The organism is Corynebacterium sp. UD i78, assembly GCF_056280545.1.
Map to the genome: position 1 here is coordinate 1,393,070 of NZ_JBWCED010000001.1, position 22,468 is coordinate 1,415,537.

The window sequence follows — 22,468 nt, forward strand, 5'->3', positions numbered from 1 at the left end:
CGGTCCTGTTGAGAGGGCCGGTTACAGGGCGGAGGTGATCTTCTCGACGGAATCCTTGGCGTCGCCGAGGAGCATGTCGGAGTTCTCGTTGAAGAACAGCGGGTTCTGGACGCCGGCGTAACCGGCACCCATGGAGCGCTTGAACACGACGACGCGGTTGGCGTCCCACACCTTGAGCACGGGCATGCCGGCGATCGGCGAGCCGGGCTCTTCGGCGATGGGGTTGACCGTGTCATTCGCGCCGATGACGAGCACCACGTCGATGTCGGCGAAGTCGTCGTTGACCTCGTCCATCTCGAGCACGATGTCGTAGGGCACCTTGGCCTCGGCCAGGAGCACGTTCATGTGACCGGGCAGACGGCCGGCGACCGGGTGGATGCCGAAGGTGACGTCGACACCCTTTTCGCGGAGCTTGGAGACCATTGCGGCCACCGGGTACTGGGCCTGGGCCACGGCCATGCCGTAGCCCGGGGTGATCATCACGGACTTGGCGTTCTTCAGCAGCTCGGCGGTCTCCTCGGCGGTGACCTCGGTGTGCGTGCCGTAGTCACGGTCGTCACTGGAGGACGCCTCGGTGCCGAAGCCACCCAGGATGACGGAGATGAACGAACGGTTCATCGCCTTGCACATGATGTAGGACAGGTAGGCACCGGAGGAACCGACCAGTGCGCCGGTGATGATGAGCAGCGGGTTTGCCAGCATGAAACCGGCCGCTGCGGCAGCCCAACCGGAGTAGGAGTTCAGCATGGACACGACGACCGGCATGTCGCCGCCACCGATGGCGGCGACGAGGTGCAGACCCAGCAGCAGGGCCAGGACGATCATGATGCCGAGGATCGTCCATGCGACAGCCTTGTTGTCGGCCTCTTCGGTACCGGTGAGGATGAAGAAGACCATGCCGACGACGGAGAGGACGATGATCGCCAGGTTCAGCAGGTTACGACCCGGGAGGGTGAGCGGGGCACCCTTCATACGGGCAGAGAGCTTCAGGTAGGCGATGATCGAGCCGGTGAAGGTGACGGCACCGATGAAGATGCCGAGGTAGACCTCACCGAGGTGGAACTTCTCGTAGCCGGCCTCGGAGGTGTGCTCGGCGTGGATGAAGGAGTTGACACCGATGAGCACGGCGGCCGCACCCACGAAGCAGTGCAGCATCGCGATGAGCTCGGGCATGCCGGTCATCTCGACCTTGCTGGCACGGGCGATACCGATGACGGCACCGATGAGCATGGCGACCGCGACGAGGAGGATGGTGACCCAGGCGTCGTTGTAGTTCTCGGGGTCCGCGTGGGACTGGACGGCAGCCTTGAAGACCGTGGCCACCAGCGCGATGGTCATACCGGCGATGCCGAAGGTGTTGCCCCGGGCGGCGGACTGCTGCTTGGACAGACCGGCGAGAGCCAGGATGAACAGCAGGGCCGCGACGAGGTAGGCGAGAGTGGAGATCCGGTCGGTCCAGTCCAGGAGATCCTGGGACACATCCGGGTTGGTGACCTCAGTGGCGAGGATGAAGGAATTCATCAGTTACCTCCCTGGAACATGGCGAGCATGCGTCGGGTGACGGCGAAGCCACCGAAGATGTTGATCGAGGCGATGACGATCGCGATGAACGCCAGGACCGCGATCGCCGCATTCGACGATCCGACCTGGAGCACGGCACCGACCAGGATGATGCCGGAGATCGCGTTGGTCTCACTCATCAGCGGTGTGTGCAGGGAGTGCGTGACCGCGGTGATGACGTAGAAGCCGACCACGACGGCGAGCATGAGGATCATGTAGTTCGTGGTCACCGACAGCGGGCTGGCGAGCACGAGTGCCACACCGAGCGCACCGGCGACGATCTTCCACCACAGACCGGAACCCTTCGGCTCCTCTTCTTCGGCCTCGGCGGCAGCAGCGGCCGGAGCGGGCGCCGGTGCGGCGGAGACCTTCACGGGCGGCGGCGGCCACAGGATGTCGGACGCCGACCCGGTGGCGGACGCCTGGGTGACCGTGATGCCACGGACGATCTCGTCGTCCATGTCCAGGACCAGCCGGCCGTCCTTGCCCGGGGTGACGAGCTTGAACAGGTTGACGATGTTCTGGCCGTAGAGCTGGGAGGACTGCGCAGGAAGGCGTCCTGCCAGGTCGGTGTAGCCGATGATCTTCACACCGTTGTCGGTCTCGGTCACCTCACCGGGGACGGTGAGTTCACAGTTACCGCCGTTGGCGGCGGCCATGTCGACGATGACCGAACCGGGGGTCATCGCGGCGACGTCGGCCGCGGTGAGCAGCACCGGGGACTTGCGACCCGGGATGTTAGCGGTGGTGATGACGATATCGGCCTGGGCGGCCTGCTCGGCGTAGAGCTTCGCGGCGGCGGCAGCCTGGTCCTGCGTCATCTCCTTGGCGTAGCCGTCGTCGGACTTCTCCGAGGCGGTCGGGATGGCGACGAACTCGGCGCCCATCGACTCGACCTGCTCGGCGGTCTCCGGACGGAGGTCGGTGGCCTTGACGACCGCACCCATGGAGTTGGCGGTACCGATGGCGGCGAGGCCTGCCACACCGGTGCCGATGACGTACACGGTGGCGGGCGGAACCTTACCGGCGGCGGTGACCTGACCGGTGAACAGTCGACCGAAGGTGTTGGCGGCCTCGATGACCGCACGGTAACCGGCGACGTTGGCCTGTGAGCTGAGCACGTCCATGGCCTGCGCACGACTGATGCGCGGGACGGTGTCCATCGCCATGGCCGTGAGGTTCTCCGCCGCGAGATCGGCGACCAGCTCGTCGTTGCGCCCGGGGGCGAGACGGGCGATAAGCGTGGCCTGCGGCTTCATGGCCGCACGCTGCTCGGCGGAGGGAGTGTCGAGCGTGGTGATGATGTCGGCCGTGGACCAGACGTCATCGCCGACGATCCGCGCACCGGCGGTCTCGTACTGGCTGTCGGGGTGGTTTGCCTGGTCGCCGGCACCGGACTGGACAGCGACGTCGTAGCCCAGCTTGATGAGCTTGCCGACGGTGTCCGGGGTGGCAGCGACCAGTGTCTGTGGTTCCCTGGGGATACCAATGAGCAACGGAGGGCTCCTCGAAGAGCGGGGGTCGGTCGCCGGGCTTCCAGGTTCACAGGCACACGGATGGGTGGCCGGGGCGCCGGAAGCTCGCAACGGACCGGTCGTAAAAGGGGTCACGTCTGTAAACGTCTGATTAAGTATGCAGTCTCATGCGACGTACGTCACCGGTTTTCCGTTAAGCACCCTGACACCTCTGTAAGTTCACCCCCACATCACCCCCGAAACGGGTGAAAAACGCCGAAACCCCCGCAGGATTGTTATTTCTTCAAGAAACACTCCTGCGGGGGCTATGATGCCCGGCGGTTCACACGGCAGGCCTAGCCCAGCTTCTCCGCGATGATCTTGTTCACCTGGGCCGGGTCGGCCTTGCCGCGGGTGGCCTTCATGACCTGACCCACGATCGCACCGGTGACCTTCTTGTTGCCGGCACGGTACTTCTCCACGATGTCCGGGTTGGCCGCCAGCGCATCCTCCACGGCCTTCTCGATGGCACCGTCGTCACGGACGACCTCCAGACCGCGGGCGGCGACGACTTCGTCGATGTCCCCCTCCCCCGCGAGGACGCCGTCGACGGCCTGACGGGCGAGCTTGTTGGTCAGCTTGCCTTCACCGATCAGGGCGATCACACGGGCGACCTGGACCGGGGTGATGGCCAGACCCTCGAGGTCGGTGCCGGCCTCGTTGGCCTTCTGGGCGAGGTAGGCGACCCACCAGCTGCGGGATTCGGTGGCACCGGCACCAGCCTCGACAGTGGCGATGATGAGGTCGAGGGCGCCGGCGTTGACGAGGTCACGCATCTCCTCGTCCTTGAGACCCCACTCCTCCTGGATGCGGGCCCGGCGGATCCACGGCATCTCCGGCAGCGTCGCGCGGATCTCCTCGACCCACTCGGCCGGGGCCAGGACCGGAGGAAGGTCCGGGTCGTTGAAGTAGCGGTAGTCCGCCATGGTCTCCTTGGGACGTCCCTTGGCGGTGGTCCCGTCGGCTTCCTGGTAGTGGCGGGTCTCCTGGACGATCTCCACACCGTTGACAAGGCAGGCGGCCTGACGCTGCATCTCGAAGCGCACGGCCTGCTCGACCGACTTCAGGGAGTTGATGTTCTTCGACTCGGTACGGGTACCGAACTCGGTGGTCCCGATCGGGCGCAGCGAGAGGTTGGAGTCCACGCGCATCGAGCCCTGGTCCATACGGACGTCGGAGACGCCGAGGGCCTTGACCAGCTCACGCAGGGCGGTGACGTAGGCGCGGGCGACCTCGGGAGCACGGGCACCTGCGCCCTCGATCGGCTTGGTCACGATCTCGATGAGCGGGATGCCGGCACGGTTGGCGTCCACCAGGGAGGCGGTGGCGCCTCGGATGCGGCCGCCGGCGCCACCGAGGTGGGTCAGCTTGGCTGTGTCCTCCTCCATGTGGGCGCGCTCGATCTCGACGCGCCACGGGGTGCCGTCGTCGAGGACGATGTCGAGGTAGCCGTCGTGGGCGATGGGCTCGTCGTACTGGGAGATCTGGTAGTTCTTCGGCTGGTCCGGGTAGAAGTAGTTCTTCCGGGCGAAGCGGGAGTACGGGGCGATCTCGCAGTTCAGGGCCAGGCCGATCTTGATGGCCCACTCCACACCCTGGCGGTTGACCACGGGCAGGGCGCCCGGCAGACCCAGGCACACCGGGTCGACGTTGCTGTTCGGGTCGTCGCCGAACTCCGCGGACGAGGTCGAGAACATCTTCGACTTCGTCAGCAGCTCGACGTGGACCTCCATACCCATCACGGGATCGAAGCGCTCCAGCACCTCGTCGTAGTCCATCACATCATCGGAGTAATCGTTCACCGCGGCAGTCATGGTCACCTACTCTAGTGCGTCGTCGCGCGTCGTCTGTCGACAGCCCTGCAGAGCATGGCGAACAGCGATCCGGAGATGTTGTGCCAGACCGAGAAGATGGCACCGGGGATCGCTGAGAGCGGTTCCATGTACTGGGCCGCCAGGCCCGCTGCCAGCCCGGAGTTCTGCATGCCGACCTCGATCGCCATGGTCCGCCTGGTCCGTAGCGGTTGACCGGTCGCCGCTCCGGCGCCGAAGCCGAGTGCCATACCGAGCAGGTTGTGGAGGATGACCGCCACCAGGACGGACAGGCCGGCGTCGAGGATGCTGTCGTGCGCGTTGGAGACGACCAGGGCCACCACGACGGCGATGGCGATGACGGACACCCACGGCAGTACAGGCAGGACGCGGGCCACCGCTCCCGGCAGGAACAGTCGGACCACGAGGCCCAGGACGACGGGGACCAGGACGATCTTGACGATGTCCAGGGCCATCCCTCCGCCGTCGAGCGGCATGTACTCCCCCGCCAGCCACAGCGTCAGGACCGGGGTGAGCAGCGGTGCCAGCAGGGTCGATACCGAGGTCATGGCGACCGACAGTGCCAGGTCACCGCGGGCCAGGTAGGAGACGACATTCGAGGCCGTCCCGCCGGGTGCACAGCCGACGAGGATGACGCCGGCGGCGACCGCGTCCGGCAGCTGCAGGACCCACACCACCAGGAGGGCGACCAACGGCATGATGACGTACTGGGCGACCACGCCGATGAGCACCGGCAGTGGGCGCTTGACGACGAGGGCGAAATCGGCGGGCTGCAGGGTCAGACCCATGCCGAACATGATCAGTCCGAGCAGCGGGTTGACCCAGTCACTGTGCCCACCGACGGTGCCGTGACCGAAGAATCCGACGAGTCCGCCGATGATGACGAGGAGAGGGAATCCGAGGGTCGCGACATAGGCGCTGCGGTCGGCGTTCCGCGGAGAGTTGTGTTCCGGTGCATCCATGGTGAACGTCACCTTACGTGACCCCGGGTGGCTCAGGTCACGGAACCCGGGTCAGCACCGTTGTCACCCCAGCAGCGACAGGGCGCTCTCCCACCGGTGGTCCGGAACGCACTTGAGCTGCCCCACGGCGTCGTCGAAACTGACCAGCCGGATGGCCTCGCCGCGCAGGGCGACAACCTGGCCGAAGTCCCCGCGCAGCGCGGCCTTGGTGGCGTGGACGCCGTAGCGGGTGGCCAGCACACGGTCGAAGGCGGTCGGTGTGCCGCCGCGCTGGATGTGGCCGAGGACGGTGGAGCGCACGTCGGCGTCCAGCCGGTTCTGGATCTCGTGGGCGATCAGTGCGCCGACGTTGCCGAATTTCTGGTGGCCGAACTGGTCGACCTCCCGCTCTGCCATCTCCAGCGTCCCCTCCTTGGGTGCCGCGCCCTCGGCGACGACGATGATCCCGTACTTCTCCCCCAGCTGGAAGCGACGGGCCATGCGGGTACAGACGTCCTCGATGTCGAAGGGATGCTCGGGGATGAGGATGTCGTGGGCGCCGCCGGCCATGCCGGCGTGCAGGGCGATCCAGCCGACGTGGCGTCCCATGACCTCGACGATCATCACACGGTTGTGGGATTCCGCGGTGGTGTGGAGCCGGTCGATCGCATCGGTGGCCACGGCCACGGCGGAGTCGAAACCGAAGGTGTAGTCGGTGGCGTTGACGTCGTTGTCGATGGTCTTGGGCACGCCCACCACCGGAACGCCGTGTTCGTGGAGGAACTGTGCCCCCTTGAGCGTCCCCTCGCCGCCGATGGCGATGAGGGCGTCGATCCCGGCGTCCGCGAGATTCTCCTTGACCCGGTCGATCGCCCCGGTGAACTCGTCGACCGGCAGGCGTCCGGTCCCCAGGATGGTGCCGCCGCGGGTGAGGATGCGGTCGATGTCCTCGTCGTCGTAGAGTTGCTTGCGTCGGTCCTCGACGAGGCCCTGCCAGCCGTCCTCGTAGCCGATGACGGTGGCACCGTGGCCCGCCGCCGTCCGAACCACCCCCCGGATGACGGCGTTCAGTCCGGGACAGTCTCCACCACTGGTCAGGGTCGCGATGCGCATGGACCCCAGACTAGCGGCACAGGCTCAGGCGCGCCCGCCGGCTGTCTGTGTGGCGGCCCCGACGTGGTTGTCCCGCGACATCAGTGAGGTGACCGTGCCGATGAGGATCACCGCCGCGGCGAGCAGGATCGCCTCGCCGAAGGCGCTGGCCGGGTCGGTGACGGTGAGGCGCCACTGCATGACCGCGCCGACGGCCGCGGCACCGATGACCGAGCCGAGCTGTCGGGTCTGGTTGTAGACGCCGGAGCCGACACCCATCTGCTCCGGGGCGAGGTCGCGCATGGTGGACGCCGAGTTCGGCGCCCAGACGAAGGAGTTGCCCACACCCAGGCCGATGAGCGGGAGGATGGTCCAGTAGTGGCTGACACCACCGGACATCACCACGGTCATCGCGACGATGGACACCGCCATCATGGTGAAACCGAAGGCACCGAACTTCCGGGCGCTGTGGCGGTCGCTGAGTCGTCCGACGATCGGCGAGAGCATCAGCGAGGTCGCCGCCTGCGGGATCATCATCAGACCCGCGCCCAGCGGCGAGAGTCCGTGCACCTGCTGGTAGTACAGCGTGATCGGCAGCGGGATGGACGCCACGGTGAAGCCCATGCCGGTGATGCCGATATTTCCCAGGCTGAAGTTGCGCACCGAGAACAGGCTCAGCGGCATCAGGGGATCGCGTCCGGCTGCCTCGGCGACGACCTGCTGGCGGACGAAGGCGGCGAACAGTGGCACAGAGACCGCGACCATCACCCAGATCCACCAGGTCCAGTGCTCCTTCTCGCCCTGTTGCAGGGCGAAGACGAGGAGGAAGACCGCGACCATCGACAGCAGGATCGACAGCGGGTCGATCGGCCGGGTGGTGGTCCGCACCCGCGGCACCCACGCCATCACCGCGATGATCGAGAGGACGCCGATGGGCACGTTGACGAAGAAGATCCACTCCCAGCCGACGTACTCGGTGATCACGCCACCGAGGATCGGACCGGTGAGCGTCGACAGGCTCGCAGTCGCACCCCAGGCACCCAGCGCCGCACCGCGACGGTTTCGGGCGAAGACGCGGTTGATCACCGCCATGGTCTGCGGGGTGAGCAGGGCCGCACCCAGTCCCTGGACCGCGCGGGCGGCGATGAGCATCTCGATGCTGCCTGACAGACCGCACCACAGCGAGGACAGGGTGAACACCACCATGCCCACGCAGTAGACGTTCTTCGGTCCGAAGCGGTCGCCGAGGCGTCCGGTGACCAGCAGCGGCACCGCGAAGGTCAGCAGGTACACCGAGGTGACCCAGATGACCTGGTTGTAGTCGGCGTCGAGGTGTTCCTGGAAGTCCGGGGTCGCCACCGCCACGATCGTCTGGTCGAGCAGGATCATGAAGAACCCGGTGCACAGGGCGATCAGCGCCTTCCACGCCTGCGACTCGGGCAGCGGGAGGGCGGGATAGCGGTCGGCGGTCACGGGGGCGGCGTCAGTCACAGAGGGACAGTCTGCCACACCTGTTCACTGTCTTGTTCACTGCTGTGCGAGCAACTCCCGCAGCCCGGGCAGCGCCTCCCGGAAGGGCGGCAGCAGACGGAGTTCCGCGACCTCGTCGATCGGGCACCAGGCGAGATCGCTGCTCTCCGCGGTCGGCGTCAGTTCGAGGGTGTGGGTCGCCGTGCCCAGCACCGTGGTGTAGGTCCACTCCTCCACGGTCGGGTCCGGGACCTCCCAGCACAGCTGGCCGTCGATGGTGGCGACCAGCCGGTGGCCGGTGTCCGGGTGCGTCACCGGGCGGTCCCGCAGCGCGTCGAAGAGCCGCAGGCCGGATGCCACGGCGTCGGTCACCGGGGCCGCGAGCGGAAGCTCAGCGTCCTCCAGCGGGACGCGGCGCAGCACGTGCTCCAGGGCGACGCGGGAGGTGACGGCGGAGGTCGTGACGGTGACATCCGCCGGATCCACCCCGGTCTCCTCCTGCGTCTCACGCAGTGCGGCCTCGGTCGCGGACTCCCCGACGTCCACCGCACCGCCGGGGATGCCCCACGTGCCGCCGAAGTTGGTCCACATCGCACGGTGCTGGACGAGCAGCAGCGTCACACCGTTATCGACGGTGGTGAGGAAGAGTCCGGCCGCGCCGAGGGTTCCCCAGCGTCGGACGCCGTCCGATCCCACCGCCCAACCGTCTCCGTGGATCACCTGTTCAGACATGGGCGCCAGGGTACGCCGACCAGGTGTCCGGGGGCGGTTGCGTAAATCACCGGCTCTCACTTCTCGAAAGTTGTACCGTCCCACAACCCCCAGGCTAGGGTGACATCCATGCACGAGCACCCGACGGCAGTGCCACACACTGTCACCCACTCAGCCCCTCACTCAGCCCCTCACTCCGTCTCCCGCCCGACCCCTCAGATCGACGGACAGGAGACTCCGGTCCACACGCCCACGGTGTCCCCGATCCCGACCACCCCACGCCGGTCCGGCCGCAAGCCCATGTTCAGTGCCGAGGACGTCGTCCGCGAAGCCTTCGACATGGGTCTGGACCACTTCTCCCTGTCCGCCATCGCACGTCGCCTCGGCGTCGGTGCGTCCGCCCTCTACCGGGTGTACGACTCCCGCGAGGCAGTCCTCGACGCCTGCATGGTGACTGTCGCCGCGGAGTTCCACAACATCGAGGACCTCATCGACCGGGACGCCGACTGGCAGACGGTTCTGCGTAGCTGGGCCGCCGAGTACTGGCGGATCTGTGGTGAATTCCCCGGGTTCCACGGCATCGCCCAGTCCCAGGTCCCCGAGGAAGGGGCGTTCCATCCGGTCTTCCTCCCCTGGCGCGACCGGCTGAACGCCCTGGACGTCAATGACGCGCAGATCTACTTCGCCATGGCGACGCTGCGTGACGCCTTCACCGGCCTGCAGAACCGGATGGACCGGCTGCGCGGCCGGCCCGACGGTGAGGAGGAGTTCGACCGGGCCGAGACCCTCACCGACGGTGAGACCGTCGAACCCGAGGTGGGCGAAGAGCTCGCCGAGGACCAGGCGGAGCAGACCGTGGACTTCGTCATCGCCGGTCTGGAGAACGAATGGCCCGAATGGCAGCCCCCGGCCTACTACCGGCCGGACTCGAACGCAGCGCCGACCTTGTAGAGCCGGTCATCGCCGTGGGCCGGGCCCATGATCTGCAGGCCCACCGGCAGTCCGGTGTCGGTGGCCAGCGGCCCCGGCACGGACATACCGCACACACCGGCCAGATTCAGCGGCAGGGTGCACAGGTCGAAGAGGTACATCGCCAGCGGATCGTCGGCCTTCTCCCCCAGCGCGAAGGCCGTGGTCGGGGTGACCGGGGAAACCAGCACGTCGACGTCCTGGAACGCCTTGGCGAAGTCCTGGGCGATGAGGTTACGGACGCGCTGCGCCTTGATGTAGTAGGCGTCGTAGTAGCCGACCGACAGGGCGTAGGTGCCCAGGATGATGCGTCGCTTGACCTCCGGGCCGAAGCCCTCGGCGCGGGTGATCGCCATGACCTCGTCGGCGGAGTGGTGGCCGTCGTCGCCTCGGCGCTGGCCGTAGCGCATGCCGTCGAAGCGGGCCAGGTTGGAGCTGACCTCACAGGGGAGAATGAGGTAGTAGGCGTTGAGGGCGTAGTCGAAGGAGGGGCAGTCGACCTCGACGATCTCCGCGCCCTGGCTCTTCAGCTGCTCGAGAGAGGCCTTGTAGCTCTCCTCCACACCGGCCTGGAGGCCACGGACGGACTCCAGCTGCTTGACCACGCCGATCTTCACACCGCGCAGGTCACCGTTGGCGCCCTCCTTCGCGGCAGCGACGACCGGGGCGACCGGACGCTGCGAGCTGGTGGCGTCGAACCGGTCGTGGCCGGCGATGACCTCGTGCAGCAGGGCGGTGTCCAGCACGGTGCGGCCGGTGGGGCCGCCCTGGTCCAGGGAGGACGCACAGGCGACCAGGCCGTAGCGGGAGACGGTGCCGTAGGTCGGCTTCACACCGACGGTGTTGGTCAGCGCGGCGGGCTGACGGATCGATCCACCGGTGTCGGTGCCGATGGCCAGCGGGGCCATGCCTGCGGCCAGGGCTGCGGAGGAGCCGCCGCCGGAACCACCCGCTGTGCGGGTGAGGTCCCAGGGATTGTGGGTCGGACCGTAGGCGGAGTTCTCCGTGGAGGAACCCATGGCGAACTCGTCCATGTTGGTCTTGCCGAGGATCGGGATACCCGCGGCACGGATCTTCTTCGTCACCGTGGCGTCGTAGGGGCTCATGTAGCCCTCGAGGATCTTCGAGGCACAGGTGGTCGGTGCATCGGTGGTGGTGAAGACGTCCTTGAGGGCCAGCGGCACACCGGCCAGCGGGGACGCGACATTCCCGGCGGCGATGTCCTTGTCGGCCTGCTCGGCGGCGGCGAGAGCCTCGGTCCCACCGACGTGGAGGAAGGCGTGGACGTCGCTGTCGACGGCGGCGATGCGGTCGAGGTGGGCGCGGGTGACGTCCACCGAGCTGACCTCACCGGCGTGGATCTTCTCCGCCAGGGCGGCGGCGGTCCAGGTGGTGAGGTCGGAATCGTCGCGGGAGCCGACGAGTGCTGTCTGATCAGTCATGTGTTCTTTCTCCTGCTCGTCCGTCTATTCGCCGAGGATCCGGGGGACCTGGTAGCGGTCCTGCGCCTGCTTCGGCGCCTGGTCGAGGGCCTGCTCGGCGGTGAGCAGGGACTCGGGGACATCCTCACGCATGACGGAGACGTCCCCGTCGACGTTCTGGGTCGGGTGGCTCAGCGGGGCGATACCCTCGGTGTCCACCTCCTGGACAGCGGCGACCGTTTCGACGATGCCGTCGATCTGCTCGGCGAAGTGGATGAGCTCCTCCTCCGTCAGGGCGAGGCGGGAGAGCCTGGCGAGGTGCGCGACCTCGTCACGGGAGATCTCTGACACAGGGGATCCCTTTCTGATCAGTGTTCCTGTACCTCAGACACTCTAGTCGCCCGACCGCCGCCGTCGACCGTCGGGACGGAACTGACACGCACTCACCGTGGTTCCCCCGTACGTTCCCCCGTACTTTGACTGCATTCGCCGTGTTTCACCGAGCCGGAGTGACAACCCCTTCGCTACAATCGGGCTGTCCGATCACGTCCACCCCACCCTTTCGAGGTCTGCCTTGTCCTACCTGATGCGCGTCCGACTGCCCGATGTTCCCGGAACTCTCGGCGAGATCGCCGCGACCCTCGGTGCCGTCGACGCAGACATCCGTACCGTTGACGTGGTCGAGCATGACCCCGACGGCACCGTGGTCGACGACATCGTCGTCGACCTGCCCGCAGGACGCCTCGCCGATGCCCTCATCAGTGCCGCCCAGGAGGTTGACGGGGTCTACGTCGACTCCATCCGCCCGTTCTCCGGGACCGTCGACCGTCGTGGCCAGGTCAGCCTGCTCGCCAGCGTCGCCCGCCACGAGGCCCGGACCGAGGGGCTCGAGTCCCTGCTGGAGAAGCTGCCGCAGACCATGTCCGTGCAGTGGGTCGTGGTACTGGAGTCCGTGACCGCCGGGGACGGCTCTGTCGCGGTACGCCGGGTCGCGGCGTCCTCCTCCGCCCCCGAGGACGACGGCCGGATCCTGCAGGCCACGCCGGTGGGCGAGGCACGCGCCCTGACCGACCGGGACACCTGGGTCCCGGAATCCTGGACCGTCATGGACTCCGCACTGGCCGCCACTCCCCTGGACGGCACCGACCTCATCATGGTCATCGGGCGACCGGGTGGGCCGGATTTCCTGCTCTCGGAGATCGACCACCTCGGCGAGCTGGGGCTGATCCTCGGCTCCCTGTTGAGCTGAGGGGGCCGGGGCCACCGCCTGCTCCTGCGAATCACTTCCGCACTGTCCCTTGCCCTCCCCCGCGTAACCATTATGCATGCTGTAACGCACACTACAGGTCGACGAAAATGCTCCTACCAGCATGTTTCCCGATAGTGGACACTGTTGAGAATGCACAATGGGGACGCGTAATGTGCGGAGCTGCATTCTTCCGCCGCGCAGTTCCGTCCTACGTCTCCGGCCGGTAGCGGGAGTACCTGTCCACCGGGACGCCCGGATGCAGCTGCGACCACAGCACCTCGATGCCGGCGTGGCTGACGGAGACCATATCGGAGACCGTGAGCTCACAGTCAAAGTCCGGGGTCGACCACCGGTGAAGCTCCGAGGACGGATCGTTCACACCGGCCTCCCCCAGGCTCTCCACCCGCCGGCTCCGTGTCAGTGAGAATCCTTCCCCGAATGCGTGGAACTCACCCGTGGCATCGTCATGTCGAGGAACGGCTGTAGGTCTGAGTTCCAGCGTCACCGGCACCGGAGAAAGATCGGTGGCGATGTTCTCCAGCATCCGGGTGCGGGCGAGTTCCTGCTTCTCCCGCCTGCTGAGCCGCCACAGTTCCTCAGGTTTCTCGGCCGCTACCGTCGCGTTCCCTCCGTCGAATCGATGACGGAGCAGGTCGCGGAGTGAATCGTCCGGAGCCACAGAACGGTTCTGGAACCACACAGTGGTGCGGAATCCGTCCTCAGTCCAGGTGATGTCATACGAATACCCGACCTCGGATCCGGTGTCTTCGGACCGGACGATGATTCCGTCATTGCCGGCGACAAACGTCCCGTCGTCGCAGAAGACACACTGCCTCGGCGTCAGGTCGACTGTGGCGAAGACCCGCAGGGGCCTGTCCTCGATGTGCGCCCGGAACCAGGCACGTTGCGACACTTCCAGGGCCCGGTGGTCGGCAGTCTGCGCTGCCTCGACCTCCTCTGGGGTCACGGTCGGGCCGTCCCAGACGAACAAGGCGTCGTCGAGGGGGACGCCGATCTCCGGGTCCTCGATCCACGCCCTGGAACACACAGCATCCGGGTGCTCGTTGCCCTCGCCGAGCAGGTACCCGGACTCCTGGTCGATCCACATCCGCAGCGGCCCGATCTTACGGCGGGGCGCTTTCAGCTCCACCGTCCAACAGTCGCGTCCCTGGAAACGCTCAGCGATGATCTTTCCCACGGGTCGGGTGAAGTCTTCCCCTGACCAGTCGCGGTTCTCCCGTGGATGCGCGAATCCGTAGGCGTCCCCGTGGTAGCGGAGCGTTCCTGCCGGTACTGCTACCGGGGTCCCCGCGAGTCCGGTCAGGTGGCGCGTGGGTCCCCAACTCCATGTGGTGACGCCGTCGCTGAGGAATCCAGGGAGCCCGTCGACCTCGACCCTCAGGCGTCTGCCCTGTCGCCAGATCTCGATGTACTGCGCGTTCGGCTCCCTCCCCACACCTCATGTCCGCAGCACGCAGTCTGAGGCTGTTCTGACCCCCTCGCCAACGACCTCAGACTGCGTGATGCCGACGTCCCTTTCTACTCCGCAGAGCCTGGGGCGAGGAAGAGCTGGTACGAGGGATCGTCGGTGATCTCGGCGAACGGGAAACCGAGTTCTGCGAGGTGCTCCTCGAACTCGGTGGACTCGGCGTCCTCGAAACCGGCGAGGACGCGGCCGTAGTCCATACCCTGGCTGCGGTAGTGGAACGCGGTGATGTTCCAGCGGGTGCCCAGGACGTCGAGGAAGCGCACGAGGGCACCGGGGTGCTCCGGAAACTCGAAGGAGAAGACCCGCTCGTTGACCGGTGACGGCGGCACACCGCCGACCATGTAGCGCACATGCTCCTTGGCGGTCTCGTCGTCGGAGAGGTCGACCACGTCGTAGCCGGCGTCGCCGAGGGCGTCCGCGATGGCGGTGCGTTCCTCGACACCTCCCTTGAGCTGTACACCGACGAAGATCCGCGCCCGGTGGTCGGCGTCCTGGCCGCCGCTGCGCTCGTCGACGCGGTAGTTGAACTCGGTGACCATCCGGCCGTCGAGCACCTGGCAGAACCTCAGGAAGGCCCCCTGCTCCTCCGGAATGGAAACGGCGAAGATCCCCTCGCCACCCTCACCGAGCTCGGCGCGCTCGGAAATGTAGCGCAGGGTGTGGAAGTTGAGGTTCGCGCCCGAGAGGATGTTGACTAGGGTCTCATCGTGGATCTCGTGGGAGACCGCGTACTTCTTCAGCCCGGCCAGGGAGGTCGCACCGGCAGGCTCGGCGACGGCGCGGTTGTCGTCGAAGAGGTCCTTGATCGCCGCGGTGATCTCGTCGGAGCTGACCGTGATGACCTCATCGAGGAAGTCACGGCACAGCCGGAAGGTCTCGGCGCCGATGGTCTTCACGGCCACGCCCTCGGCGAAGAGGCTGACGTGGTCGAGGGTTACCGGCTCCCCTGCCTCGAGTGCCGCGGTGAGGCAGGCGGACTCCTCCGGCTCCACCCCGATGACCTTGATCTCCGGGTTGAGCTCCTTGAACAGGACGGCGACGCCGGCGGCGAGTCCACCACCACCGACCGGCACGAAGACGCGGTCGACCGGTCCGGACTGGAAGATCTCCAGGCCGATGGTGCCCTGGCCGGCGATGACAGCCTCGTCGTCGAACGGCGGAACGTACTCCAGGCCCTCAAGCTGAGAGAGCTCCTTGGCCTTGGCCTGGGCGGCGTCGAAGTTCTCGCCGTGGAGGATAACCTCGCCGCCGAAGCCACGCACCGCATTGACCTTGATCGAGGGGGTGGTCACCGGCATCACGATGACCGAGCGCATTCCGAGCTCACGGCCGGAAAGGGCGACACCCTGAGCGTGGTTGCCGGCGGACGCAGTGATCACGCCGGGGCAGCCGACGAGTTGGGACATGCGGTTGAAGGCTCCGCGCAGCTTGAAACTGTGCACCGGTTGCAGGTCCTCACGCTTGACCAGCACCCGGTTGTGAATTCGCTCCGACAGCCCGTCCATCGATTCGATGGGGGTGTGCTTCGCGGCCCGGTAGACCGGCGCGGAGACGATGTCGCGGAGGTATTCAGCAGAAGTCTTTGCCATGGTTGACCATGGTACTCAGCGGTTGACCTCAGGCCTGCAGCGGCCAGGACGTGTTGACGGTCTCGGCCTTGGCGGTCTGTCCCTTGGAGATGAAGTACTCCTTGAGGTGGCTCTTGTCCTCGTAGTTCCAGGTGGCCTGCTTCAGCATGAGGTCGTCGGCGGACATCTCGACGACCTCGGGGTAGACCCGGGCGAGCTTCCAGGCGACCCTGGCGGCCGCCACCGCGTCCGCCGAGGCCTCGTGGGCATTGTCGAGGGCGACACCGTAATGCTCACAGACCTGGGTGAGGCGGCGTCCTCCCTTGCGGTACCGGTCCTTCGCCTTGTCGACGACGAGCGGGTCGAACACCGGGCCGTCTACGGTGAAGGTGGGATCCAGGGCCCGCAGGACGGTGAGATCGTAGGCCGCGTTGTAGATGATGAGGGTCGCCCCCTCCGACCAGCCCCGGCGGATGCGTTCGATCGTCTCGGCGAGGACCTCGTCGTGGGGACGCCCGTGTTCCCGGGCGTACTCGGTGGTGATGCCGTGGATCTTGGTCGCCCCCTCCGGGATCGGGATCCCGGGGTCGGCGAGGATCTCCAGGTCATCCCGCCGGGAACCGTTGATGGTGATCAGCGCACTGGTCACGATCCGTGCAGTCAGGGGGTCCTGGCCGGTGGTCTCCAGGTCGAAGCTGAGCATGTGGGAGGGATCGAAGCGGGTCGCGGTCGTCATGGTGGACCACTCTAGCGGGCGGCCGGACGCCCGACTGACCCCGTGCCGCGAGGGCACGGGGTCAGTCGAATCCTGCGGAGGATCAGGGCAGGATCAGGGCAGGATCAGGGCAGGATCAGGCGAGCACGTCGTCGTACTCGGGGGCGGTCACGGCGAGACCCTCGTCGTCACCGAAGAGGTAGTAGGACGCACCGGCGGAGAGGTCGGCGATTTCTTCACGGCTGAGAAGGTTGAACATCTTGAACTCCTGAGGAATCTCGGGTCTGTGGGTTTTATGTGGTGCGTGGTGCATCTGGTGCAACACGCCCAACGCTATGTTTCGCCGCGGAAGCAGTCCACGGCTTTCCGGGCCATCACCCCCGGCCGTATGACACCCCCGTCGTCCCCACGCAGGGCACAGCTCACAGGGACCGCAGGTTCAGTTGTTTTCAGCGGAGATACCACCACCCCCGACCGGTGTGATCCAGATCATCCGGACCCCGGATACAGTGATATGGAACTCATATCGAGGCAGAAACATCATCGCACGGCGTCCCCGGTGCGCGTCCGCGTCCGCACTACACTGAACCGGGTGAGCGAGCCGAAGCAGACGACGTCCCCCACCGCATCCCCCGACGACCCGGCCGAGCGTTGGTCCACCCTGGCCGCGGAAATCCGTCACCACCGTGACCTCTACTACTACCGCGAGCCGGTGATCACGGACGCCGAGTTCGACACGATGATGCGCGAGCTCCAGGCACTGGAGGCCGAGCATCCCGAGCTCGTCGCCGGACCGAGCCCGACCACCGAGGTCGCACAGCCCCCGGTGAACTCGCCGTTCCGCAATGTCGCCCACCGCGAGCAGATGCTCAGCCTCGACAATGTCTTCGACGGCAGCGAACTCAAGGAGTGGCTCGACCGCACCCCCTCGGAGACCTACCTCACCGAGCTGAAGATCGACGGCGCCTCCATCGACCTGCTCTATCTGGACGGTCGCCTGGAGACCGCCCTGACCCGCGGCGACGGTGTGACCGGTGAAGACATCACCCACAACGCCCGCACCATCTCCGACATCCCCGACCGGCTCAGCGACACCGATGAGTTCCCGGTGCCCGCGGTCGTCGAGATCCGTGGCGAGATCTTCATCACCGTCGAGGACTTCGCGACGATGAACGCCGACCGGCAGGCCGAGGGCAGGAAGATGTTCGCCAACCCACGCAATGCCGCGGCCGGCGCGATGCGTCAGAAGAACCCGGAGGAGACGGCGAAGCGTCCCCTCAAACTGATCTGCCACGGTCTCGGCGCGCGCGAAGGTTTCGAACCTGCCAGCCAGCATGACGCCTACCGTGCGATCGAGGCGTGGGGTCTGCCGGTCAGCCCGTACACGAAGCAGGTCCACTCGGCCGAGGAGGTCATCGCCCAGGTCAGGTACTGGGGAGAGCACCGGCATGACGCCACCCACGAGATGGACGGCCTGGTCGTCAAGGTCGACAGCCTCGACGAGCAGGAGGATCTGGGCGCGACCAGCCGGGCTCCGCGCTGGGCGATCGCCTACAAGTACCCGCCGGAAGAGGCGATGACCACGGTGGAGTCCATCCGGATCGGGATGGGGCGCACCGGACGTGCCACCCCGTTCGCGGTGATGTCCCCGACCTATGTCGCCGGGTCCACGGTCTCCATGGCCACACTGCACAACCCGACCGAGGCGCACCGCAAAGGCATCCGGCTGGGTGACCGGGTGATGATCCGCAAGGCCGGCGAGGTGATCCCCGAGGTCCTGGGCCCGGTGGAGGATGTCCGCGACGGCTCCGAGCGCGAGTTCGTCTTCTCCTCGGTGTGCCCGGAATGCGGCACTCCTCTGGCCCCGACCAAGGAGGGGGACGCCGACTGGCGCTGCCCGAACACCCGCTACTGCCCCGGCCAACTGCAGAACCGGCTGAACTACCTGGCCGGACGCGGCGCCTTCGACATCGACGCCCTCGGCGAGCGTGCCGCCAGTGACCTCATCGCCTCCGGCGTCCTGCCCGATGAAGGACGCCTGTTCTCGCTCAGCGCCGAAGACCTGACCTCCACCAACGCGTACACGACCAAGGCCGGGAAACTGAACAGGCCCGGTGAACTGCTGCTCGACAATCTGGAGGAGGCCAAACAGGTCGACCTGTGGCGGGTGATCACCGCACTGTCGATCCGGCATGTCGGCCCGACCGCGGCAAAGGCCCTGGCCGCGACCCTCCAGTCCATCCCTGCGATCGACGAGGCGTCGGTCGAGGACATGGCCGAGATCGACGGTGTCGGCGGGATCATCGCACAGTCGGTGAAGGACTGGTTCGCGGTGGACTGGCACCGCGAGATCGTGGACGCCTGGGCGGACGCGGGTGTGCGCATGGAGCAGATCATCGAGGCCTCCGACCTGCCGGAGCAGACGCTGGCAGGACTGACCGTGGTGGTCACCGGGTCGCTGGAGAACTTCGACCGGACCAGCGCGAAGGAGGCGGTGGAGTCCCGCGGCGGCAAGGCGGCGGGGTCGGTGTCGAAGAAGACCGACTTCCTCGTCGCCGGAGAAAAGGCCGGCTCGAAGCTCACCAAGGCCGAGGATCTCGGCGTCCCCGTGCTGGACGAGGCCGGGTTCGAGAAGCTCCTGGCAGAGGGGCCGGACGCGGTGAGGTAGAGTGCACCCATGATCATCTGCGACGTCCACCCCGCGCCCCTGTCCGCGTGCTGACATCGTAGAGCCCGCTTTCCCGGCCTTGCTCCGATCAGCACGACCACTGATCACCGGGAGGCCGCCGTGTTATCCACACACCCTTCTGTCGTCCTCGGCGACCTCACCCTCACCTGGCCGGACGGCACGCCTGTCCTCGACCACCTCTCTACCTCCTTCCCCGCCGGATGCACCGGTGCGAACGGGACGGGCAAGTCCACACTCCTCCGCGTCCGCGCCGGCGAGCTCTCCCCCGACTCCGGGCACCTGACCGTGTCCGGCACCGCGGACTACCTGCCGCAACGCCTCACTCTGGTCACCGACGCCACGGTCGCTGACCTCTTCGGCGTCCACGGCATCCTCGATGCCCTGGACCGGATCGAACACGGCACCACCGACCCAGCCGACTTCGCTGCCATCGGCGACGACTGGGACATCGGTGACCGGTGTCTCGCCGACCTCGCAGCCGCCGGGCTCGAGGGGATCCAGCTCACCCGGCGCGTCGGGACGCTGTCCGGTGGGCAGACCGTTCTCACCGCAGTGGTCGGCCTGCGCCGCACCCGCCATGACGTCGTCATCCCCGATGAACCGACGAACAACCTGGACCTCGCCACGGTGGATGCGCTGGTCGACGCGCTGGCGCCCTACCGCGGAGCGCTGATCATGGTCAGCCACGACGAAGTCCTGCTCGACCGGCTTGGCGTAGGCTCGCGACTATGTCAGTCGTGAAGATCAACGCAATCAGTGTTCCCGAAGGCGCCGGCCCTGAGCTGGAGAAGCGCTTCGCCGCCCGTGCCCACACCGTCGACTCCTCCCCCGGCTTCGAGGGCTTCCAGATGCTCCGCCCGACGAAGGGTGACGACCGCTACTTCATCGTCACTACCTGGGCCTCCGAGGAGGATTTCAAGGCCTGGGCGGAGGGCCCTGCCAGGGCCGCACACAGCGGTCCGCACTCCGGTGAGGGCAAGAAGCCGGTCGCCACGGGTGCAGACCTGCTGGAATTCGAGGTCGTCGACCTGGACGCCATCGCCAAGCAGCAGTAACCGCAGTCCCTACCCTCCTTCCGGGGGTGGGCGAGAAACCGGTCCAGATCGGAGACATGGAGTGTATCCGTCGCCCCGATCATGACCGGTTTTTCACGCCGCTCAGTTGCGGTGCAGCAGAGCAGCAGCGCCGCGAACGGTCCGGGCCAGCTCGGCCGCCGCGTTCGGGGTGAGGACGCCCTCTCCCGCAGCCACCAGGTCGATCTGCGGTTCGGGGCTCTCTCCGTCGAAGGTCCACTGCTTCCAGGTCCGCATCACGGTGTGCGCCAGCTCCTCGCTGGTGCGGCCACCGCCGACCCGCCAGGCCACGGAGGTGCCAGCGTCGATCAGCCGGGCGACCTCGTCATCCAGGCGGTCCACCACCAGGGTGGCGTCCAGGGATGCCAGCTCGGGGTACACGCATCCGGCGTCCAGCACGATCTCACGCTCCCCTGTGCCACCCACCTGCCCGAGGAAACGCCGCTCCACATTCGTCGCAATCTCACGGTCCAAACTCATGGTCTCGAAGTCGGTGGCTCCGACCAGTGTGGAGGTCACCTCGGCGAAGCGTCGTTCATGCACGTGCACCACCGAGGCCCCGACAGCGTCGCAGAACTCACGCACGCCCTCGCCGAGTGCCAGAGCGACATCACGGAACGCCGGCCGGTCGAAGCACAGCGGGTGCCCGTGGTACTCCACCGAAGCCCCGAAGGTCCACGGCCCGGTGACATGCACCATCAGCCGGTCAGTCCCCGGCATGACCTCGGCGATGATGTCGGTGAGTTCGTGGCGGCGTCCGAGGAAGGAACGCATGTCGAGGGTCTTGCCCGGCGCGACCTCCCAGCCCCGGGCATGGGAACGCAGGTAGGGACCTCCGACAGTCACACCCATCGCGGCGGTCTCCATGAGCAGACCGTCATCCACGGCAGAGCGGGGCAGGCTCAGCGGCGGCAACACCCCGACGTCTTCGTCGACGTCCCTGGTCCGCCGGGCGACCGCAACCAGAGCAGCCCGCAGGTCGGTGTGGGTGGTCCGGATATCCTCCCACCAGGCGAATCTGGTCACGCGGACTGTGCTCCGGATTCAACAGCGTCCACCCACGGTGCGGTCGCACTGATCGTGCCGGATCCGATGAGGATGTCCCCCTCGGCGTCCGGCAGGTAGACCACGGCGGCCTGGCCGCGGGCCACGCCCTGCAGCGGCTCGTGGAGCTCCAGCTCCACGGCATCCGAGGTCAGCGTCGCGGTTGCCGGGACCACACCACCGTGGGCGCGGACCTGGACTTCACACCCGAACGTCTCCCCGTGCTTCACCGGGTCGAGCCGCTTGAGCCGGTCGGCGGTGATGTGCCCGATCCTCAGATCCTGCTTGCGCCCGACCGTGACGGTGCCGGTGGAGGCGTTGATGTCGGTGACGTAGCGCGGCTGACCGTCGGCGGCAGGGCCGGTCAGTCCGAGACCCTTACGCTGGCCGATGGTGAAGCCGTAGACACCGTCGTGTTCGGCGAGGGTCTCTCCCTCCACCGACTGCACGATGCCGGGGCGCATCCCGATCTTCGCGCCGAGGAAGGCCTGTGTCCGCCCGTCGGGGATGAAGCAGATGTCGTGGCTGTCCGGCTTGGACGCCACGCCCATCCCCAGGTCCTTCGCCTCGGCGCGGATGTCGGGCTTGACGGTGTCCCCGACCGGGAACATGCAGTGGGCCAGCTGCTCGTCGGTGAGGACGCCGAGAACGTAGGACTGGTCCTTGTTGTCGTCGATGCCACGGCGCATGACACCGTCGTGCAGCCGGGCGTAGTGGCCGGTGACCACGGCATCGAAGCCGAGGGCGATGGAGCGGTCGAGCAACGCCTCGAACTTGATCTTCTCGTTGCAGCGCAGGCAGGGGTTGGGGGTCTCCCCGATCTCGTAGGACTCGACGAAGTTGTCGATGACGTCCGCCTTGAAGCGGTCGGAGAAGTCCCAGACGTAGAAGGGGATGCCGAGGGAGTCGCAGACGCGGCGGGCGTCGGCGGAGTCCTCCAGGGAGCAGCAGCCGCGCGAGCCCGCACGCACCGCCTCCGGGGACTGTGACAGCGCCAGGTGGACGCCGATGACCTCGTGACCTTCCGCCAGCGCACGCGCCGCCGCCACCGAGGAATCGACGCCACCGCTCATCGCCGCGACTACCCGCATTCTTCCTGTCACACTCCTGATGTACCGCCTGCAGAACAGC

At 67.0% G+C, this 22,468-nt stretch carries 20 protein-coding genes; 5 read left to right on the forward strand and 15 right to left on the reverse strand.

Annotated elements, in window-relative coordinates; all coding sequences use genetic code 11:
- Positions 1–21: 21 nt before the first annotated feature.
- From pntB to ACZ9GM_RS06570, 7 genes are all read right to left on the reverse strand, one after another.
- Positions 22–1,521 carry a Re/Si-specific NAD(P)(+) transhydrogenase subunit beta gene (gene pntB, locus ACZ9GM_RS06540; RefSeq protein ID WP_291476357.1) on the reverse strand — a complete coding sequence of 500 codons (1,500 nt, stop codon included), beginning with the start codon at positions 1,519–1,521 and terminating at the stop codon, positions 22–24.
- On the reverse strand, positions 1,521–3,056 hold the full coding sequence (locus ACZ9GM_RS06545) for a Re/Si-specific NAD(P)(+) transhydrogenase subunit alpha (protein ID WP_291476358.1): 1,536 nt from the start codon (positions 3,054–3,056) through the stop codon (positions 1,521–1,523). The genes pntB and ACZ9GM_RS06545 overlap by 1 nt, the downstream gene beginning before the upstream one ends.
- A gap of 314 nt (positions 3,057–3,370) precedes the next feature.
- The gene (gene gatB, locus ACZ9GM_RS06550; protein ID WP_291476359.1) at positions 3,371–4,888 is read right to left on the reverse strand and encodes an Asp-tRNA(Asn)/Glu-tRNA(Gln) amidotransferase subunit GatB; all 1,518 of its coding nucleotides are present in this window, start codon (positions 4,886–4,888) and stop codon (positions 3,371–3,373) included.
- An 11-nt stretch (positions 4,889–4,899) separates the two neighbouring features.
- Entirely contained in the window at positions 4,900–5,868 is a 969-nt protein-coding gene (locus ACZ9GM_RS06555) for a bile acid:sodium symporter family protein (RefSeq protein ID WP_291476360.1), read from the reverse strand.
- Positions 5,869–5,931: 63 nt separating this feature from the next.
- Positions 5,932–6,960 carry an ATP-dependent 6-phosphofructokinase gene (locus ACZ9GM_RS06560; RefSeq protein ID WP_291476361.1) on the reverse strand — a complete coding sequence of 343 codons (1,029 nt, stop codon included), beginning with the start codon at positions 6,958–6,960 and terminating at the stop codon, positions 5,932–5,934.
- 24 nt (positions 6,961–6,984) lie between these two features.
- Positions 6,985–8,430: a DHA2 family efflux MFS transporter permease subunit gene (locus ACZ9GM_RS06565; RefSeq protein ID WP_291476362.1), complete on the reverse strand. Its 1,446-nt coding sequence runs from the start codon at positions 8,428–8,430 to the stop codon at positions 6,985–6,987.
- Positions 8,431–8,466: 36 nt separating this feature from the next.
- Positions 8,467–9,141, reverse strand: coding sequence for an NUDIX domain-containing protein (locus ACZ9GM_RS06570; protein WP_476037449.1), 675 nt, complete (start codon positions 9,139–9,141; stop codon positions 8,467–8,469).
- A gap of 234 nt (positions 9,142–9,375) precedes the next feature.
- Here ACZ9GM_RS06570 and ACZ9GM_RS06575 point away from each other — a divergent pair, with 234 nt between their 5' ends.
- On the forward strand, positions 9,376–10,071 hold the full coding sequence (locus tag ACZ9GM_RS06575; RefSeq protein WP_476037450.1) for a TetR/AcrR family transcriptional regulator: 696 nt from the start codon (positions 9,376–9,378) through the stop codon (positions 10,069–10,071).
- Here ACZ9GM_RS06575 and gatA read toward each other — a convergent pair.
- Positions 10,035–11,531: an Asp-tRNA(Asn)/Glu-tRNA(Gln) amidotransferase subunit GatA gene (gene gatA, locus ACZ9GM_RS06580; protein ID WP_141327705.1), complete on the reverse strand. Its 1,497-nt coding sequence runs from the start codon at positions 11,529–11,531 to the stop codon at positions 10,035–10,037. The two genes, ACZ9GM_RS06575 and gatA, sit on opposite strands and share 37 nt — an antisense overlap.
- Before the next feature lie 24 nt (positions 11,532–11,555).
- Positions 11,556–11,861, reverse strand: a complete 306-nt coding sequence (gatC, locus tag ACZ9GM_RS06585; RefSeq protein WP_291476365.1) for an Asp-tRNA(Asn)/Glu-tRNA(Gln) amidotransferase subunit GatC — start codon at positions 11,859–11,861, stop codon at positions 11,556–11,558.
- A gap of 223 nt (positions 11,862–12,084) precedes the next feature.
- On the opposite strand from gatC, the gene ACZ9GM_RS06590 reads away from it, so the two are divergent.
- Entirely contained in the window at positions 12,085–12,759 is a 675-nt protein-coding gene (locus ACZ9GM_RS06590; RefSeq protein ID WP_291476366.1) for an ACT domain-containing protein, read from the forward strand.
- A 208-nt stretch (positions 12,760–12,967) separates the two neighbouring features.
- On the opposite strand, the gene ACZ9GM_RS06595 is transcribed toward ACZ9GM_RS06590, so the two are convergent.
- The 4 genes from ACZ9GM_RS06595 to ACZ9GM_RS06610 form a co-directional block, all read right to left on the reverse strand.
- Entirely contained in the window at positions 12,968–14,215 is a 1,248-nt protein-coding gene (locus tag ACZ9GM_RS06595; protein ID WP_291476367.1) for a hypothetical protein, read from the reverse strand.
- Between the two features lie 83 nt (positions 14,216–14,298).
- Entirely contained in the window at positions 14,299–15,837 is a 1,539-nt protein-coding gene (gene ilvA / locus ACZ9GM_RS06600) for a threonine ammonia-lyase, biosynthetic (RefSeq protein ID WP_291476368.1), read from the reverse strand.
- Positions 15,838–15,865: 28 nt separating this feature from the next.
- Positions 15,866–16,552, reverse strand: coding sequence for a 3'-5' exonuclease (locus ACZ9GM_RS06605; protein WP_291476370.1), 687 nt, complete (start codon positions 16,550–16,552; stop codon positions 15,866–15,868).
- Positions 16,553–16,667: 115 nt separating this feature from the next.
- Entirely contained in the window at positions 16,668–16,790 is a 123-nt protein-coding gene (locus ACZ9GM_RS06610; protein ID WP_291476371.1) for a hypothetical protein, read from the reverse strand.
- Positions 16,791–16,826: 36 nt separating this feature from the next.
- On the opposite strand from ACZ9GM_RS06610, the gene ligA reads away from it, so the two are divergent.
- From ligA to ACZ9GM_RS06625, 3 genes are all read left to right on the forward strand, one after another.
- Positions 16,827–19,199, forward strand: a complete 2,373-nt coding sequence (gene ligA, locus ACZ9GM_RS06615; RefSeq protein WP_476038321.1) for an NAD-dependent DNA ligase LigA — start codon at positions 16,827–16,829, stop codon at positions 19,197–19,199.
- A gap of 120 nt (positions 19,200–19,319) precedes the next feature.
- Positions 19,320–19,961 (forward strand): ATP-binding cassette domain-containing protein, encoded by a 642-nt coding sequence (locus ACZ9GM_RS06620; protein WP_291476374.1) that lies wholly within the window; start codon positions 19,320–19,322, stop codon positions 19,959–19,961.
- Positions 19,949–20,275, forward strand: a complete 327-nt coding sequence (locus ACZ9GM_RS06625; RefSeq protein WP_291476375.1) for an antibiotic biosynthesis monooxygenase family protein — start codon at positions 19,949–19,951, stop codon at positions 20,273–20,275. The genes ACZ9GM_RS06620 and ACZ9GM_RS06625 overlap by 13 nt, the downstream gene beginning before the upstream one ends.
- Positions 20,276–20,377: 102 nt before the next feature.
- Here ACZ9GM_RS06625 and ACZ9GM_RS06630 read toward each other — a convergent pair whose 3' ends face one another.
- Positions 20,378–21,319, reverse strand: a complete 942-nt coding sequence (locus ACZ9GM_RS06630) for a uroporphyrinogen decarboxylase/cobalamine-independent methonine synthase family protein (protein WP_476037451.1) — start codon at positions 21,317–21,319, stop codon at positions 20,378–20,380.
- Entirely contained in the window at positions 21,316–22,428 is a 1,113-nt protein-coding gene (gene mnmA, locus ACZ9GM_RS06635) for a tRNA 2-thiouridine(34) synthase MnmA (protein ID WP_291476377.1), read from the reverse strand. The genes ACZ9GM_RS06630 and mnmA overlap by 4 nt, the downstream gene beginning before the upstream one ends.
- Between the last annotated feature and the right edge of the window lie 40 nt (positions 22,429–22,468).

What these genes read in the sequence shown, in the direction of transcription:
- ACZ9GM_RS06555 (WP_291476360.1), bottom strand. Translation starts at nt 5,868, where the DNA reads ATGGATGCACCGGAACACAACTCTCCGCGGAACGCCGACCGCAGCGCC.
- ACZ9GM_RS06570 (WP_476037449.1), bottom strand. Translation starts at nt 9,141, where the DNA reads ATGTCTGAACAGGTGATCCACGGAGACGGTTGGGCGGTGGGATCGGAC.
- gatA (WP_141327705.1), bottom strand. Translation starts at nt 11,531, where the DNA reads ATGACTGATCAGACAGCACTCGTCGGCTCCCGCGACGATTCCGACCTC.
- ACZ9GM_RS06560 (WP_291476361.1), bottom strand. Translation starts at nt 6,960, where the DNA reads ATGCGCATCGCGACCCTGACCAGTGGTGGAGACTGTCCCGGACTGAAC.
- ACZ9GM_RS06625 (WP_291476375.1), top strand. Translation starts at nt 19,949, where the DNA reads ATGTCAGTCGTGAAGATCAACGCAATCAGTGTTCCCGAAGGCGCCGGC.
- ligA (WP_476038321.1), top strand. Translation starts at nt 16,827, where the DNA reads ATGTGGTGCGTGGTGCATCTGGTGCAACACGCCCAACGCTATGTTTCG.
- ilvA (WP_291476368.1), bottom strand. Translation starts at nt 15,837, where the DNA reads ATGGCAAAGACTTCTGCTGAATACCTCCGCGACATCGTCTCCGCGCCG.
- pntB (WP_291476357.1), bottom strand. Translation starts at nt 1,521, where the DNA reads ATGAATTCCTTCATCCTCGCCACTGAGGTCACCAACCCGGATGTGTCC.
- ACZ9GM_RS06610 (WP_291476371.1), bottom strand. Translation starts at nt 16,790, where the DNA reads ATGTTCAACCTTCTCAGCCGTGAAGAAATCGCCGACCTCTCCGCCGGT.
- mnmA (WP_291476377.1), bottom strand. Translation starts at nt 22,428, where the DNA reads ATGCGGGTAGTCGCGGCGATGAGCGGTGGCGTCGATTCCTCGGTGGCG.
- ACZ9GM_RS06605 (WP_291476370.1), bottom strand. Translation starts at nt 16,552, where the DNA reads ATGACGACCGCGACCCGCTTCGATCCCTCCCACATGCTCAGCTTCGAC.
- gatB (WP_291476359.1), bottom strand. Translation starts at nt 4,888, where the DNA reads ATGACTGCCGCGGTGAACGATTACTCCGATGATGTGATGGACTACGAC.